Origin of the sequence: Arthrobacter sp. B3I4, assembly GCF_030816855.1 — a bacterium.
Classification (GTDB): Bacteria; Actinomycetota; Actinomycetes; order Actinomycetales; family Micrococcaceae; genus Arthrobacter.
This window is the reverse complement of the sequence record NZ_JAUSYK010000001.1, coordinates 397,756-411,984: the sequence shown is the minus strand read 5'-3', so window position 1 is coordinate 411,984 and position 14,229 is coordinate 397,756. Positions and strand designations below refer to the sequence as shown.

15 protein-coding genes and 2 riboswitches are annotated in these 14,229 nt (G+C 66.7%); of the genes, 11 read left to right on the top strand and 4 right to left on the bottom strand.

Translation table 11 applies throughout. The features are described 5' to 3' along the window. Positions 1-9: 9 nt before the first annotated feature. From acs to QFZ61_RS01900, 4 genes are all read right to left on the bottom strand, one after another. Complete coding sequence (gene acs / locus QFZ61_RS01915; RefSeq protein ID WP_307032810.1) at positions 10-2,040, bottom strand: acetate--CoA ligase; 2,031 nt, start codon at positions 2,038-2,040, stop codon at positions 10-12. Beyond that, positions 2,016-2,930: an ABC transporter permease gene (locus tag QFZ61_RS01910; RefSeq protein ID WP_307032809.1), complete on the bottom strand. Its 915-nt coding sequence runs from the start codon at positions 2,928-2,930 to the stop codon at positions 2,016-2,018. Before QFZ61_RS01910 ends, acs begins: the two co-directional genes overlap by 25 nt. Continuing rightward, positions 2,930-3,976, bottom strand: a complete 1,047-nt coding sequence (locus QFZ61_RS01905; RefSeq protein WP_307032807.1) for an aliphatic sulfonate ABC transporter substrate-binding protein — start codon at positions 3,974-3,976, stop codon at positions 2,930-2,932. The genes QFZ61_RS01910 and QFZ61_RS01905 overlap by 1 nt, the downstream gene beginning before the upstream one ends. A 111-nt stretch (positions 3,977-4,087) precedes the next feature. Beyond that, the gene (locus tag QFZ61_RS01900; protein ID WP_307032806.1) at positions 4,088-4,978 is read right to left on the bottom strand and encodes an ABC transporter ATP-binding protein; all 891 of its coding nucleotides are present in this window, start codon (positions 4,976-4,978) and stop codon (positions 4,088-4,090) included. A 6-nt stretch (positions 4,979-4,984) separates the two neighbouring features. After that, positions 4,985-5,075: riboswitch (SAM riboswitch) on the bottom strand. A gap of 157 nt (positions 5,076-5,232) precedes the next feature. Between QFZ61_RS01900 and QFZ61_RS01895 the strand changes: the two genes are divergently transcribed. From QFZ61_RS01895 to QFZ61_RS01845, 11 genes are all read left to right on the top strand, one after another. Continuing rightward, positions 5,233-5,658 carry a CoA-binding protein gene (locus tag QFZ61_RS01895; RefSeq protein WP_307032804.1) on the top strand — a complete coding sequence of 142 codons (426 nt, stop codon included), beginning with the start codon at positions 5,233-5,235 and terminating at the stop codon, positions 5,656-5,658. A gap of 131 nt (positions 5,659-5,789) precedes the next feature. Continuing rightward, positions 5,790-5,880: riboswitch (SAM riboswitch) on the top strand. A 140-nt stretch (positions 5,881-6,020) separates the two neighbouring features. Beyond that, entirely contained in the window at positions 6,021-6,842 is an 822-nt protein-coding gene (locus QFZ61_RS01890; protein WP_307032802.1) for a methionine ABC transporter ATP-binding protein, read from the top strand. Next, positions 6,835-7,500 (top strand): methionine ABC transporter permease, encoded by a 666-nt coding sequence (locus QFZ61_RS01885; protein WP_307032800.1) that lies wholly within the window; start codon positions 6,835-6,837, stop codon positions 7,498-7,500. The genes QFZ61_RS01890 and QFZ61_RS01885 overlap by 8 nt, the downstream gene beginning before the upstream one ends. Positions 7,501-7,548: 48 nt before the next feature. After that, the gene (locus QFZ61_RS01880) at positions 7,549-8,982 is read left to right on the top strand and encodes an LLM class flavin-dependent oxidoreductase (protein WP_307032798.1); all 1,434 of its coding nucleotides are present in this window, start codon (positions 7,549-7,551) and stop codon (positions 8,980-8,982) included. A gap of 34 nt (positions 8,983-9,016) precedes the next feature. Then, positions 9,017-9,889: a MetQ/NlpA family ABC transporter substrate-binding protein gene (locus QFZ61_RS01875; protein WP_307032796.1), complete on the top strand. Its 873-nt coding sequence runs from the start codon at positions 9,017-9,019 to the stop codon at positions 9,887-9,889. 27 nt (positions 9,890-9,916) lie between these two features. Beyond that, positions 9,917-11,155 (top strand): acyl-CoA dehydrogenase family protein, encoded by a 1,239-nt coding sequence (locus tag QFZ61_RS01870; protein WP_307032794.1) that lies wholly within the window; start codon positions 9,917-9,919, stop codon positions 11,153-11,155. Between the two features lie 271 nt (positions 11,156-11,426). Then, positions 11,427-12,089 (top strand): polysaccharide deacetylase family protein, encoded by a 663-nt coding sequence (locus QFZ61_RS01865; RefSeq protein ID WP_307032792.1) that lies wholly within the window; start codon positions 11,427-11,429, stop codon positions 12,087-12,089. 89 nt (positions 12,090-12,178) lie between these two features. After that, positions 12,179-12,589, top strand: coding sequence for an MmcQ/YjbR family DNA-binding protein (locus QFZ61_RS01860; RefSeq protein WP_307032790.1), 411 nt, complete (start codon positions 12,179-12,181; stop codon positions 12,587-12,589). Next, positions 12,586-13,137 carry a DUF1990 family protein gene (locus tag QFZ61_RS01855; protein WP_307032788.1) on the top strand — a complete coding sequence of 184 codons (552 nt, stop codon included), beginning with the start codon at positions 12,586-12,588 and terminating at the stop codon, positions 13,135-13,137. Before QFZ61_RS01860 ends, QFZ61_RS01855 begins: the two co-directional genes overlap by 4 nt. 14 nt (positions 13,138-13,151) lie before the next feature. Continuing rightward, complete coding sequence (locus QFZ61_RS01850) at positions 13,152-13,754, top strand: hypothetical protein (RefSeq protein WP_307032786.1); 603 nt, start codon at positions 13,152-13,154, stop codon at positions 13,752-13,754. A gap of 129 nt (positions 13,755-13,883) precedes the next feature. Next, complete coding sequence (locus QFZ61_RS01845; RefSeq protein WP_307032783.1) at positions 13,884-14,201, top strand: putative quinol monooxygenase; 318 nt, start codon at positions 13,884-13,886, stop codon at positions 14,199-14,201. The last annotated feature ends 28 nt before the right edge of the window (positions 14,202-14,229 follow it).

Genomic DNA, 14,229 nt, shown 5'->3' with positions numbered 1-14,229 from the left:
GGGTATTCCTTACTTCTGGTATTTCTCAGGTGTCAGGCGCTCACGCAGCACCTGCTGGATGCCGGCGATCGAGGGTTCGTTCTGCAGTGACGTGGTGTCGCCGAGCTCGGTGCCCTCGAACAGCTGGGTCAGCAGCCGCCGCATGATCTTGCCGCTGCGGGTCTTCGGCACATCGGCCACAACGACGACGTCGCGTGGCTTGGCGATCGGCCCGATCGCCTTGGCGACGTGGTCGCGGAGGTCGGCGGCGATGTCCTCGCTCGCGCGATGCGCGGCTACCGAGGAAATCGCAGCCGCACCCTGCAGAACCACGAACGCGACGATCGCGTGGCCGGTCTTGGGGTCCGCGACGGGGCAGACGCCGGCCTCCACGACATCCGGGTGGGTCACGAGGGCCGACTCGATCTCGATGGTGGACAGCAGGTGCCCGGAGACGTTGAGGGTGTCGTCCACCCGGCCGAGGATCCAGATGTCGCCGTCGTCGTCGTACTTGGCGCCGTCGCCGGCGAGGAACCAGCCCTGGTCCTGGTACTGCCGCCAGTAGGAGTCGAAGTAGCGGCGTGGGTTGCCCCACACCGTGCGGGCGATCGCGGGGCCCGGGGCGTCCACCACGATGAAGCCGTGCACGCCGGGCGGGACCGTGTTGCCTGCCTCGTCCACGACCCGGGTGCCGACGCCGGGCAGCGGCCGCGCGGCGCAGCCGGGCTTGAACTCGGTGTCGGTCGGGGCGGGGGAGAGGATCGTGGCGCCGGTTTCGGACTGCCACCAGGTGTCGACCACCGGCGCGGTGCCGGCACCGATGTGGCTGCGGAACCAACGCCACGCTTCCGGGTTGACGGCTTCTCCCACCGTGCCAAGCAGGCGGATCGAGGACAGGTCGTACGTGTCAGGGACGCCGTCCGGGAACCAGCCCATTAGGGAACGGACCAGGGTAGGCGCGGTGTAGTACTGCGTGACCCGGTAACGCTCGATGACTTCGAAGTGCCGGCCCGGATGCGGGGTGTTGGGGGTGCCCTCGAAGATCACCTGGGTGGCGCCGTTGGACAGCGGACCGTAGAGCTCGTAGGTATGTGCCGTGACCCAGGCCAGATCTGCCGTACACCAGTGGACATCTGAGTCCCGCAGTGCGGGGTCGGGGTTGCTGAAGAGGTGTTCAAAGCTCCAGGAGGCCTGGGTGAGGTAGCCGCCGGAGGTGTGCACCAGGCCCTTGGGCTTGCCGGTGGTCCCGGAGGTGTACATGATGAACAGCGGTGTCTCGGCGTCGAACGCCTCGGGTTCGTGCACGTCTGAGACGTGCGCGACGGCGTCGTGCCACCAGAGATCCCTGCCGGCGGTCATCGGGACGGTGTCCAGCTGCTCCGGTGCGGTCGTGCGGTTGACCACGAGGACGTGCTCGATCGCGTTGTCCCCGGCGACGGCGGCGTCCGCGTTCTCCTTGACCGAGACGGCAACGCCGCGGCGGAACTGGCCGTCGGTCGTGACCAGCAGCTTGGCGCCGGTATCCTCCACGCGGAACCTCAGCGCCTCGGCTGAGAAGCCGCCGAAAACCAAGGAGTGGATGGCCCCGATCCGTGCCACGGCCAGGGTGATGATCACCGTTTCCGGAATCACCGGCAGGTAGATGACCACCCGGTCGCCCTTGCCGATCCCCAGGTCCAGCAGGGCGTTGGCGGCCTTGGAGACCTCGCGCTGCAGGTCCACGTAGGTGATGGTCCGGCGGTCGCCCGGCTCGCCCTCAAAAAACAGGGCCACCTTGTCTCCGCGTCCCGCCGCTACATGGCGGTCGACGCAGTTATAGGCGACGTTAAGCCGTCCGCCGTCGAACCAGCTGATCTGCGGGCCGGCTCCGGCCTGCGCATCGGCCGGGATGAACCGGTGCGCCGTGTGCCAGGGCTTGCCGGTGCTGGACGATCCGCCCGGTACTTCTTCCCAGTCCAGCCGCAGGGCGGCCGCTTCCCAGAACGCGATCCGCTCGTCCTCGGTCAGCGGGACCCGCACGGGGGATTCAGTCAGCGTTACGCCCACCGTTTCACCGCCCATTTCTCGGCAAGCCCCAGCAGGGCGTCGGTGGCCTTGCCGATCACCGCGAGTAGCACGATGGCCAGCAGGAGCCGGTCCGTTCGGCCGTTGTTTTGGGAGTCGGTGAGCAGGAAACCGAGGCCCATCGAGGAGGCGATCAGCTCGGCCGCCACCAGGAACAGCCACGCCTGCGCCAGGGCCAGCCGCAGCCCGGAGAACACCGCCGGCACCACGGCGGGCAGCTGCACCGTCGTCAGCAGCCTCACGCCCTTGAGCCCGAAGGCCCGGGCCGCCTCAACCAGGTTCCGGTCCACGTGGCGCAGCGCCAGCGAGACCGTGGTGAAGACCGGGAAGAACGCGCCGATCAGGATCAAGGTGATCTTGGAGTCCTCACCGATTTTCATCCAGAGGATGAGCAACGGAACCCACGCCAGGGAGGGTACCGCCCGGAGCGCGCCGATCGTTGGGGCGAGCAGGGCATCGGCGAACCGGGACAGGCCCACCAGCGAACCGAGCACCAGGCCCAGCGCCGCCCCGGCGGCGAAGCCGATCAGCACGCGCTGGGTGGAGATGGCGACGTGCTGGCCGAGCTGTCCGCGCTGCAGCAGGTCAAGGCCTGCCTCCAGCACCATGGCCGGCGGAGGAAGCTGCACCGCGCTGAACATTCCGGCAGCGGTGGAGAGCTGCCAGGCGGCCAGCACCGCTGCCGGAATGACCAGTCCAAGCAGCAGCCGCGCCCAGCCGCTGGTCAGGATCCCGTTGGGCGACCATCCGTTCGCCGGGGACCCATCGCCAGCCGAGGCGGGGGCGGTGGTTGGCCGTGCGGCATCTGCCGGGGTTGCGGGCGCGGTTGCAGCGCGGCCGTGCGTAACTCTGTTACTGGCAAGGCCAGGGGTTCCGAGCTGTGTCATCAGGAGTCCTTGATGGCGGACGGGTCCGCCTTCTTCACCAGCGAGTCATCGAGCAGGGACGCGACGGCGTCGTCGATCTGCTGCTGGCTCGCGACGTCTCCGGTCTCCACGAAGGTCGGGCCGATCTTGGCCAAGACCTTGCGCTGCGCCTCGCCCGGGGCCGGGTCGACGTCGAGGTTGCTGCGCTGCAGCACCACGGTCTTCGCGACGGCGGGGTCCAGGCTGGCCGCATCCGCGAGGATCTGGGCGGTCTCGTCCGGGTTGGCGACGGCCCAGGCGCGGGCCTTCTCGTACGCGTTGACGACGGCCTGGGCCTGCTTCGGCTTGTCCTTGAGGAAGGCTTCCGTGGCGTTGAGGAAGCCGTAGGTGTTGAAAGAAAGATTCCGGTAGAACAGCTTGGCGCCCTTTTGCTCCGCCCCGGCCATGATCGGATCGAGGCCGGACCAGGCATCCACGGAGCCGTTCTCGAGTGCTGCGCGGCCGTCGGCGTGCTGGAGGTTCTGCACGGTGACGTCCTTGGCGGACAGGCCGGCCTCAGACAGGGACTGCAGCAGGAAGAAGTACGGGTCGGTGCCCTTGGTGGCCGCCACGGACTTCCCCTTGAGATCGGCCACGGTGCTGATGCCGCTGCCGGCCTTGGTGACCAGGGCGGCCCACTCCGGCTGGGAGTAGATGTCGATGGTCTTGATCGGTGAGCCGTTGGCCTTGGCCAGGAGGGCGGCCGAGCCGGCGGTGGAGCCGACGTCGACCGCGCCGGAGCGCAGGGCTTCGTTGGCCTTGTTGGACCCGGCCGACTGGACCCATTTGACGCTTACGCCCTGGTCCTTGAGGGCGGCTTCGAGCCAGCCCTTCTTCTTGATCACCAGGCTTAGCGGGTTGTAGGTGGCGAAGTCGATGTTCAGGGTGCCGCTGCCGGCAGCGGCGGCATTGGCCGCCTGCTGGCCGCCTGAGCCTTCACCGGCGACGCAGCCGGTGAGCGCCAGGGCGGCGGAGACGGCAGCGGCGGTGAGGAGTGAACGGCGGGTGGTTTTGCGTGCGAAAGGCATGGGGTTCCTTCGAGAACGGGTGCGAGCGGTGCGGGGAAAGAGCAGGGGAGCCGGGCCGGAATGGGCGGCCGGAAGGTCCGGAAGGGCGGCGGGCCCGGACAGTGCAGGCGGTCAGTGACCGTCGACGCCGAGACTGGCCAGGAGCGAGGCGCGCATTCGGGCCAGCTCGGCCGAGGCCCGGTCGCGGGGGCGTTCGCCGGGGACGACGACGGTGCGGACAATTGCAGCGCCGGGCGCCGGAGCAACTGCCGGGTCCGTTGACGGCACCTCTGATTCGCCGGCTCCGGCGGGGGACTGGGGATCGCTGCCCAGGACGATGATGCGGTCGGCGAGTTGCAGTGCCTCGTCGACGTCGTGGGTTACGAGCAAAACTGTGGTCGGCTCGGCCCGGTGGACCTCCAGCAGCAGGTCCTGCATCTTGATCCTGGTCAGGGCGTCGAGGGCGCCGAACGGCTCATCGAGCAGCAGGACTCCGGGGTTGCGGGCCAGTGCGCGGGCCAGAGCGGCGCGCTGGGCCATGCCCCCGGAGACTTCGCGCGGCCGGTGCTTGGCGAAGTCGTGAAGTCCCACGAGTTCAAGGAGCCGGGCCACCTTGGCCTTGCCGTCCCGGGCGCTGGTGGCGGCGGGCAGGCCGATAGCGATATTTGCCTGCAAAGTATGCCACGGCAGCAGGCGTGGCTCCTGGAACGCGAAGGCGCAGCGGGAATCGACGCCCTGCACCGGGACGCCGCCAATCTCGACACTGCCGGAGCTCGGGGCGTCCAGGCCCGCAGCGGCCCGCAGCAAGGTGGACTTCCCGCAGCCGGATGGGCCGAGGATGGCGAGGACTTCACCGGCGCGGACGTCAAAGCTGATGTCCCGCAGGACGGTGTGCGCCGCGGGTCCGGACCCAAAGGTGCGCCGCAGGGAGCGGAAGGACACGGGCAGTGCCGGGGAACTGGGCCAGCCGACAGGGACGTCTGCGGGTGCCGCGGGGGAGGTCGGGTACAGGACAGCAGTCATAGAGTTACTCCATCGGTCCTGGCAGTAGCACCGTCCTCAAGGGAGGGGGTTGCTGCGGCTTCATCGATCCAGGTCTCTCGGCCGCTCGGGATGGTCACTACCTACTAAAACCGAAAGGACGAATTAGGCCAAATGAGCCGCGTAATATTCGGACACGCGTTTGGCTGGTCTGCCGCGTCAGTCGAATCTTCGGCAGCCTCGTCCGGCTGCATTCGTGCCGTGCTGCCGCTGGCGGCGGGAAGTAGGCTTGGCGCATGACCCATGTCAACGATCCCGCAGTACTCGAACGGCTCCTGCGCACCAAGGGCAGGTGGGCCATAGTGGGCCTGAGCACCAATGAATGGCGGGCCGCCTACGATGTTGCGCTGTTAGTCCGGGACCGGCTGGGGATGGAGATCATTCCGGTCAACCTTCCGGGGGATGACGTCCATGGCGAGACCGGCTACTCCAGCCTCGCGGACATTCCGGCGTCCAAGCACCCACTCGACGTCGTGGACTGCTTCGTGAACTCCCGGAAAGTGGGGGACGTCATCGACCAGGCGATCGCCGTCGGCGCGAAGGCCGTCTGGCTGCAGCTGGGCGTCATCGACGAAGCTGCCGCGGCCCGGGCGAAGGCAGCCGGCCTGGACGTCATTATGAACGCGTGCCCCGCGCAGGAAGCGCCGCGCCTCGGCCTCTGACAGCCGGCCAGCTGGCGGCGGGCCCGCGTCCCACGCGCCGGGCTGCCGTGTGAGGGCGCGTATGACGCGCCCTTTACGGCGTGTGACGCACCGCTTCGCAAGCCGCCGCGGCGTGTGCGAGATTCGTGGTGTAACCATCCCGAGCGGCTGAGAGATCTGGCTCTGTGACGCCGCAGCAACCCCCTCCTTTGAGGACGGTGCTACCGCCAGGACCGATGGAGAACCACGTGTTCTAGGCACCAACAGCCCGAGCTTGGCGCTGCCCTGGTGCCGGACCACAGGGCCTTCCTTGGGTGAACCCCGGAGGAAATCATGAACCCACGCATCAACCCAACACCAGCCCGGACAGCAGGTGGGGACCTGTGATTCAAGTCCAGAATGTCACCACCTCTTTCACGTCGGCCGGAACCACCTTTACCGCCGTCGATGATGTCAGCCTGCGGATCAAGCGGGGCAGTATCCAGGGCATCATCGGATTCTCCGGCGCCGGCAAGTCCACGCTGCTGCGCAACATCAACCTGCTTGAACGCCCGACGTCGGGACGCGTCCTCGTGGACGGGGTGGACCTGATGTCCCTCTCCGACAGGGAACTGAGGAACAGCCGGCACGGCATCGGAATGATCTTTCAACACTTCAACCTGCTCAACAACCTGACGGCCCAGGAAAACGTCGAACTGTCCCTCAAATTCGCCGGCGTCGGGAAGGCGGAACGCCGCCGCCGGGCCGCCGAGACCCTGGATATTGTGGACCTGGCCGACAAGGCGGCAAGTTATCCTGCGAAACTCTCCGGCGGCCAGAAACAGCGGGTGGCCATCGCCCGGGCGCTCGCCACGGAACCGAAAGTGCTGCTCTGCGACGAGCCGACGTCGGCAGTTGACCCCCGTACGACGTCGTCCGTGCTTCAGTACCTGGCGGACGTTAACGCCAAGTTCGGCATCACGATCGTGGTGGTCACCCACGAAATGAACGTCATCAAAGCCATCGCTGACAACGTGGCGGTCATGGAAGACGGCCGCGTCGTGGAGCAATTCGACCTCATCGAACTGGAACGGCCGGGTTTCCACCCGGCAACCTCAATCGGGCGCTACCTGATCTCCGACAAAATCCAGCTGGAGCGCTCCGCACGGGCCGTCCCCGCCGAGGTGCCTGCCGCGATCCCATCGGAAGGACTGATTCATGTTTGACCGCATCCTTGAAGTCCTGCCGGAAATCGCAACGGCCATGGGGCAAACGCTCACCATGCTGCTCGTCGCCATCCCGCTGGCCGTGCTCCTGGGGACACCGCTGGGCATTTTGTTGTACACCATCGGTCCGAACGGGCTCAAGCACAAACCCAAGCTGCACCGCGTCCTGGACGGCCTGGTCAACCTCGTCCGGTCGTTCCCGTTCCTGATCCTGCTCATCGCGATCATTCCGGTGACACGGTTCATCGTCGGCACCACCATCGGCACCGCAGCTGTCATCGTCCCGCTAACCATCAACGCCATCCCCTACTTCGCCCGGTTCGTGGAACAGAACCTCAGCCAGCTTGGCGGCGGAGTGGTGGAGGCCGCCCGGTCCATGGGGGCCAGCCGGTCCCAGATCGTCCGCGACGTGCTCATTGTGGAAGCCAAACCCGGGCTGGTCAGCTCCATCACCATCATGACCGTCAGCTTCGTCTCCTACTCGGCGATGGCAGGCCTGGTGGGCGGCGGCGGAATCGGTGACTTTGCGATCCGGTACGGCTACTACCGCTACGAAACGCCCCTCATGATCACGGCCATTCTCCTGATGATCCTGCTGGTCACCGTCGTCCAGCTCAGCGGCTCCTACCTTGCCCGGCGCCTGGACAAGCGGCTCTGACCGCCTGCTTCCCCGCTGCCCATGCAACCCGACTTTCGAAAGTAACCCATGAAAATTACCAGTACCCGCTTCGACGGACCCCGCCCGCGCCTGCTGATCAGCGCCTTCGTAATGAACACAACCAGCCACATCATGGGAGGCCAGTGGCGCCGCCCCGAAGCGCAGCAGCACCGCTTCAACGAACTCCCACTCTGGATCGATTTGGCGCGCGAGCTGGAGGACGCGAAGTTTGACGCGATCTTCTTCGCCGACGTCGTGGGCCTTTACGGGGATTACGACGGCGGCTGGGCGTCCCTGCTGGAAAAAGGGCTGCAGGTGCCCTCCAACGATCCGCTAATCCTGCTGTCCGCACTCGCCACCGCGACCCGCCAGATCGGGCTGGCGGCGACGTCGTCCGTCATCCAAAGCCATCCGTTCCAGTTTGCCCGGCAGATGTCCACCCTGGACCACATCAGTAACGGCCGGGTGGCCTGGAACATCGTCACCAGCGTGCTGGAAAACGCGCACCGCAACTTCAATGCCACCGAGCTGACCAAGCACGACGAACGGTACGACTGGGCGGACGAATACGTCGAGGCAGCCTACAAGCTGTGGGAGGGCTCATGGCAGGACGCGGCACTCCTCACCGACAAGGAAGGCGGGGTCCACGCAGACCCGGAAAAGGTCAGCAAAATTTATCACCGCGGCCCCCGGTACTCCATCGACGGGCCGCACCTTTCGGCGCCGTCGCCGCAACGCACCCCGGTGCTCTTCCAGGCCGGCAGTTCCGGCCGGGGCCAGCAGTTCTGCGCCGCCAACGCCGAGGCCACCTTCACGCTGGCTCCCAGCACCGATGCGGCAGCGAAGTACACGGCCGCCGTCCGTGGGCAGGCGGTTGCCGCCGGGCGCCGCCCGGACGACGTGAAGTTCCTCCAAGGGATGCACTTTGTGGTCGGAGGCACCGAAGCGGAGGCGAACCGCAAGGCCGCCGAGCTTGAGGAGACACTGGACATTGAAGCCCTGCTGGCGCACGTCGGCGGCGGATTCGGCGTCGATCTGGGCGGGCTCCCGCTGGACACCCCGCTGGGTGACCTGGCCACCGAAGGCAGCCGGGGCCATCTTGAGGCCATCCGTGCCTCGGTTCGAAACGGTGACCCCACGCTCCGGGACATTGCGCTCTACCGCAGCCGGGCCAACCGCGTGGTGGGTACACCGGAACAGATTGCCGACCGCCTTGAAGAATGGCAGGACGCCGGGATCGACGGGATCAACATCATCAACCAGACCCTCCCGGGTTCCTACACCGATTTTATCAGCGGCGTACTGCCCGAGCTTCGCGGCCGCGGCCTTGCCCAGGCCGAATACGGGCAGGGAACCCTGCGCGAGAAGCTGTTCGGCGCGGGCCCGCGTCTGAACGACAGGCATCCCGCTGCCGCGTTCCGCGGAGCCTTCGCCGAATTTTCCGCCGCGGCCGAAAACAAGCCCGCCACCATCAGCGTTTAGCCATCAGCTTTTAGCCCGCAAAGGACCGAAAACCATGCAGCGTCGAAGTTTCCTCAAGTATGCCCTCGCCGGTGCCGGCGCCGTCACCGTTTCCACGATGACCGGCTGCGGCCTCGTCAACCCCGGCGGCGCCAGCGCGGCCGGCGGCGGAAAGACCATCAAAATTATCGTCACCGAGTCCGCTCCGTACCAAGAGCCTACGAAGATTGCCAAGAAGCTCCTCGAAGCCAAAGGCTGGACCCTGGAGCCGACCTACGTCACAGACATCATCCAGCCCAACCTGGCAGTGGCGAACGGCGAGTTCGACGCCAACTTCTTCCAGCACAACGCGTACCTGAAGCAGTTCAACCAGGACAAAGGCCTCGATAACGTCGGTCTCTTCTACGTCTACAGCGCCCCCGGGGGGATCTGGTCCGACAAGTACAAGTCCCTGAAAGAACTGCCGGACGGTGCCAAAATCGGCATTCCGGTGGACCCCGCCAACAACGGCCGGGCCCTGTTCATGCTCCGGGACGCGGGCCTGCTGGAACTCTCCGAGGCCACCGTGATCCATACCTCGCAAAAGAACATCACCGCCAACCCGAAGAAACTGCAGTTCGTAGAAGTGGACCAGCAATCCCTGGCCAAGACCCTGCCCGACGTCGACGCCGGCTTTCTGGTCGCCCGGATGGCGGCCGACGTCAAGCACACCAGAGCCGACGCTCTGGCTTTCGAACCGGACGCGAACCAGGTCCCGTTCCGGATTGTGGTGGCCGGCCGGAAAGACTTCGCCGGTTCGGAAAAGGCCGCAGCCCTGAAGGAGGCTTACCAGTCATCTGAGGTCAAGGCCTGGTTCGCCAACTACCAGAGCGGGATCCTGCCCACCCCGTGGGACCAGGACCCGGCCGCCGACGTGGCCAAGCTCTAGCCCGGCTGCCAGGACCAGGGAGAACCAATGACAAAATCAACGGCGGCGCCAGCGACGGCGCCAGCGACATCCACCGAACCGGGCTACGAGGCACTCGCCGAACGGTTCAGGCCGGTTTTCGCCCGCATCGCGGAAGGCTCGCTGGCCCGGGAACAGGACCGGGTCCTGCCCTTCGAGCAGGTCCGGTGGCTGAACGAGGCCGGTTTCGGCCGGTTGCGGGTGCCCGCGGCGCACGGCGGCGACGGTATCGGCTTCGAGCCGCTCTTCCGGCTGCTCATCGAACTTGCAGAATCGGATCCGTCCGTGGCGCACCTGTACCGGTCGCACTTCGCCTTCGTCGAGACGGTCGGGCTGGAGGACCAGCAATTTCAAGAGCGCTGGTACCCGCGGGTGGTTGCCGGCGAGATTTTCGGAAACGCCGCCACGGAGCGGTCAGGGAACGTCCTCGGCGCCACCGGCACAACGCTGAGTCGTGCCGGTGGGGACTGGCTGCTGAACGGCAAAAAGTTCTACACCACCGGCACGATCTTCGCCGACTGGATCGCCGTCACCGCCAGCACCGAAGGCCTTGAAGGCCGGCAGTACGCCGTCGTCAGCACCACCGCGCCTGGCGTGGAAATCCTCGACGACTGGGACGGCTTCGGCCAGCAACTGACCGGCACGGGCACCACCGTCTTCCGGGACGCGGTCGTGCCCGACGCGAACATCATCCAGCGGTCGGTGTCCACGACCCACGAACCGGCCTTCTTCCAGCTGGTTCTGCTCGCTGTCCTGGCCGGCGTCGGCCGGGCGGCGCTCGCGGACGCGCGGGTGCTGGTCCGGGACCGCAAGCGGACCTTCAACACCGGCTCGGGCGAGCTGTTCCGCCATGACCCGCTCATCCTTCAGCTGGTGGGACAGCTCTCCGCGAAGGTTTTTGCGGCCGAGTCCGTGGTGCGCGCAGCCGCCCGGGAGCTCGACGCGGCAGCGGACCAGGACCTGGACTTCACCCTGGCGCAGCGGTACACCAAAGGCGAAGTGGCGGTGGAGAAGGCCCAGCTGCTGGTTCCGGAACTGGTGCTCTCGGCCGCGCAGCAGCTCTTCGACGTCACAGGTGCCTCATCGACCTCCAAGTCAAAGGCCCTGGACCGGCACTGGCGCAATGCGCGGACAGTGGCCACCCATAACCCGGCAGTGTTCAAGGCCCGGATGGTCGGTGATTACGAAGTTAACGGAACCACTCCGGAGGGGCTACACAGCATCGGTGACGCGCGTCCGGCCGGTTAGTTACATCCTGCCGACGACTGTGGCTTCGCTCTGCTAGTCTGCGGCTGACCCATTTTGCGGACCCTGGGAAGACAACATGTATGCACGCCACCGGATAGCGCCTCCGGCGCTCCTGGGCCGCAGGAGCGCCCTGGGCCTGCTGGGAGCTGCGCTGGCGACGGCGTTAACCTCCGGCAGGGATCCGGGGCCCCGGCCGGCAGGGGCGCCGCAGCCTTCGGCGCCGCCGCCGCCCTTGCCGGCGTCGGTCCGACCAGGTCGCCTGCAGGTGCCGGTGCTTCCCGAGGGACCCAGCCCCAGGCCCCGGCTGGCCGGGTTCACTCCGGATTTCAAGCTGCCGCCGATCCAAAACGGACTCGCCCCGGTGATCACGAAGATTGAGACGAAGTTGCCGGTGGTCTTCCTGACCATCGACGACGGTGTCACCAAGACACCCGAGATGATCCGGCTGCTGGCGGAGTACGACTACCCCGCGTCGATCTTTCTGGCCAAGGACTTTGTTGCGGACCAGCCGGCCTTTTTCAAAAACTTCATCGCCCGCGGCAGTCTCGTGGAGAACCACACCGTGCACCACAACATCAACATGGTCACGCAGATGGGGTACGCCCAGCAACTCGCGGAAATGAACGCCATGCAGGACTATGCCCAGCAGCAATTCGGCCGCCGCCCCACGCTGTTCCGGCCGCCCGGCGGCGCGTATTCCCTCGCCATGCGGCAGGCCGTCGCCGCTGCCGGAATGAAGGCCATCGTCACTTGGGAAGCCAAGGCAAACGACGGCCACATGGACTACCAGTACGGCAAGGACCTTCGTCCGGGCGAGATCGTGCTGATGCATTTCCGGCCGGAATTCGCCGCCGATCTCGCGGCCTTCCGGGCGGCCCAGCTTGCTGCGGGTCTTGAAGTGGTGTTGCTCGAGGACTTCCTCGACGTCGCCTGAGCCAGGTCCCCGTCCCTTGCCCCAGCCCCAGGCCCGGTCCCGGACGCAGGCCCTCCGCAGATGTCAGCGCCGGGAAGTAAGCTTCCAGCATGGACGCAGCAGCACTCCGCGGGATCTGCCTGGGGTTTCCCGGCGCCTTCGAGGACTATCCGTTCGGCCCTGAGACCGCTGTTTTCAAGGTCCGCGCAGCGGTGCCCGGCGGGACCCGGCGTCAAGCCAAAATGTTCGCCTTGTCCGCCATGGATCCGAAGGACTTCAGCGTGAGCCTGAAATGTGAACCCGTACTCGCCGAACAGTTGCGTGCCGCGCATCCGGAGATCACCGGGGCTTGGCACCTGAACAAACGGCATTGGAACGGGGTCAGGCTCGACGGTGAGCTGCCCGATGCCATGATCCGCGACATGGTGGAGGACTCGTACGACCTTGTGGTCGCCACCTTGAGCCGCCGCCAGCAGCTGCAGCTCGGTTGGGCACGGTTTGCCCGCGGGGAGGCCTGGTGACGGGGGAGCAGCGGATCGCCGCCGGGGAGCTCAACTATGCGGGGATCGGGGCCACCGAGACCGGCATGCTGCCGGAGGACGGCAAGGGTCTTATCACCCAGGCGTACGTGGGCGACGGCGAAGCGGCCTACCGGCGGGCGGTGCAGGGGCTGTTGACTTGGCGGGTGCACCGGCGGGCCGGGCTGCGGGTGCGTGCGGAATCCGACGTCGTGGTGCCGGGGACGCGGGTCGTGAGCGGCTTCGGCGTCGGCCCCTTCCGGATCAACGCGCCCTGCGAGGTGGTGTGGGTGCGCCGGCCCGTCCCCGGCCCCGGGCCACAGTCGGCGGGCTTCGGCTACGGTACGCTGCCCGGGCACCCGGTCCGCGGTGAGGAGTCGTTCGAAATCTCCCTTGATGAAAAGGGGCAGGTGCTGATCAAGCTCACTGCCTTCGGCGTGCCGGCTAACTGGTTTTATGCCGTCGGCGGCCCCGTAACGGACCGGGCACGCCGGCTGGTGACTTCCCGCTACGTTAGAAGTGCACAGGAACTGGCCGCAGGTGTGAACTGATCAGGAGCAGGTGGATGCTGGACCAACAGACCCTTGACCGCATGTGGAACTTCGAGGATCCGGGCCTCTCAGAGTCCCGCTTCCGCGCAGCGATGGAGGACCCGGCCTACGACGCCGATGAGCGCGCCGAGTTCGCCACCCAGTTGGGTCGCGCAATCGGGCTGCAGGGCCGCTTCGAGGAAGCCGATGCGCTGCTGGAATCAATCGACGGCGACGAACCCACCGTGGCCGTCCGGGTGTTGCTGGAACGCGGCCGGCTGCTGAACTCCGGCGGCCGAGCCCAAATGGCCGTTCCGCTGTTCGAACACGCCGCCGAACTCGCGGACCACCTGGCCGAAGATTTCCTGGCGGTAGACGCCCTGCACATGCTGGCGATCGCTGACACCGCACATACCGAAACCTGGACCCGCAGCGCATTGGAGTACGCGTCCACCGCGCAGGACCCCCGGACCAAACGCTGGATGGTCCCCCTGCACAACAACCTTGGCTGGACCCTGCACGAGGCCGGGCGCTGCACCGAGGCGATGGTCGAATTCCAGCTCGCCGAGCAGTGGGCCGAACGGGTCGGCACCCCGCAGCAGCAGGAAGCCGCCCGGGCGGCCATCGGCACCTGCTGAGCCTGCCTCCTGCAGCTGCCACGCAGGCTCCCGTCCGGGCAGCTTCCGCCTCCTGCTGGTCCGGATGTGACCTCGCCATGCCCAGTTGCCAGAATGGAAGAACGAAACCCCAACCGAAAGGCGCCCGCCGTGATCTTCATCGTCGTCAAATTCAAGGTCAAGCCCGACTGGTCCGAGCGCTGGCTTGGCCTGGTGGAGGACTTCACCCGCGCCACCCGGCAGGAGCCGGGCAATCTGTGGTTCGACTGGTCCCGCAGCGTGGAGGACCCGAACGAATTCGTCCTGGTCGAGGCCTTTAAGGATGACGCCGCCGGAGACCACGTCAACAGCAGCCACTTCAAGCAGGCCATGGCGGACATGCCGCAGGCGCTGCAGGAAACACCCCGGATTGTCAGCCGCCAGGTCGACGGCGAAGGCTGGGACCTGATGGGCGAACTCACCATCTGACCCCATGCTGCGGTCTCGGTACGCTTGG

Excerpts from the sequence above, each read along its gene's own strand:
- acs (WP_307032810.1), bottom strand. The coding sequence starts at position 2,040 with ATGGGCGGTGAAACGGTGGGCGTAACGCTGACTGAATCCCCCGTGCGG.
- QFZ61_RS01910 (WP_307032809.1), bottom strand. The coding sequence starts at position 2,930 with ATGACACAGCTCGGAACCCCTGGCCTTGCCAGTAACAGAGTTACGCAC.
- QFZ61_RS01905 (WP_307032807.1), bottom strand. The coding sequence starts at position 3,976 with ATGCCTTTCGCACGCAAAACCACCCGCCGTTCACTCCTCACCGCCGCT.
- QFZ61_RS01900 (WP_307032806.1), bottom strand. The coding sequence starts at position 4,978 with ATGACTGCTGTCCTGTACCCGACCTCCCCCGCGGCACCCGCAGACGTC.
- QFZ61_RS01895 (WP_307032804.1), top strand. The coding sequence starts at position 5,233 with ATGACCCATGTCAACGATCCCGCAGTACTCGAACGGCTCCTGCGCACC.
- QFZ61_RS01885 (WP_307032800.1), top strand. The coding sequence starts at position 6,835 with ATGTTTGACCGCATCCTTGAAGTCCTGCCGGAAATCGCAACGGCCATG.
- QFZ61_RS01880 (WP_307032798.1), top strand. The coding sequence starts at position 7,549 with ATGAAAATTACCAGTACCCGCTTCGACGGACCCCGCCCGCGCCTGCTG.
- QFZ61_RS01875 (WP_307032796.1), top strand. The coding sequence starts at position 9,017 with ATGCAGCGTCGAAGTTTCCTCAAGTATGCCCTCGCCGGTGCCGGCGCC.
- QFZ61_RS01870 (WP_307032794.1), top strand. The coding sequence starts at position 9,917 with ATGACAAAATCAACGGCGGCGCCAGCGACGGCGCCAGCGACATCCACC.
- QFZ61_RS01860 (WP_307032790.1), top strand. The coding sequence starts at position 12,179 with ATGGACGCAGCAGCACTCCGCGGGATCTGCCTGGGGTTTCCCGGCGCC.
- QFZ61_RS01850 (WP_307032786.1), top strand. The coding sequence starts at position 13,152 with ATGCTGGACCAACAGACCCTTGACCGCATGTGGAACTTCGAGGATCCG.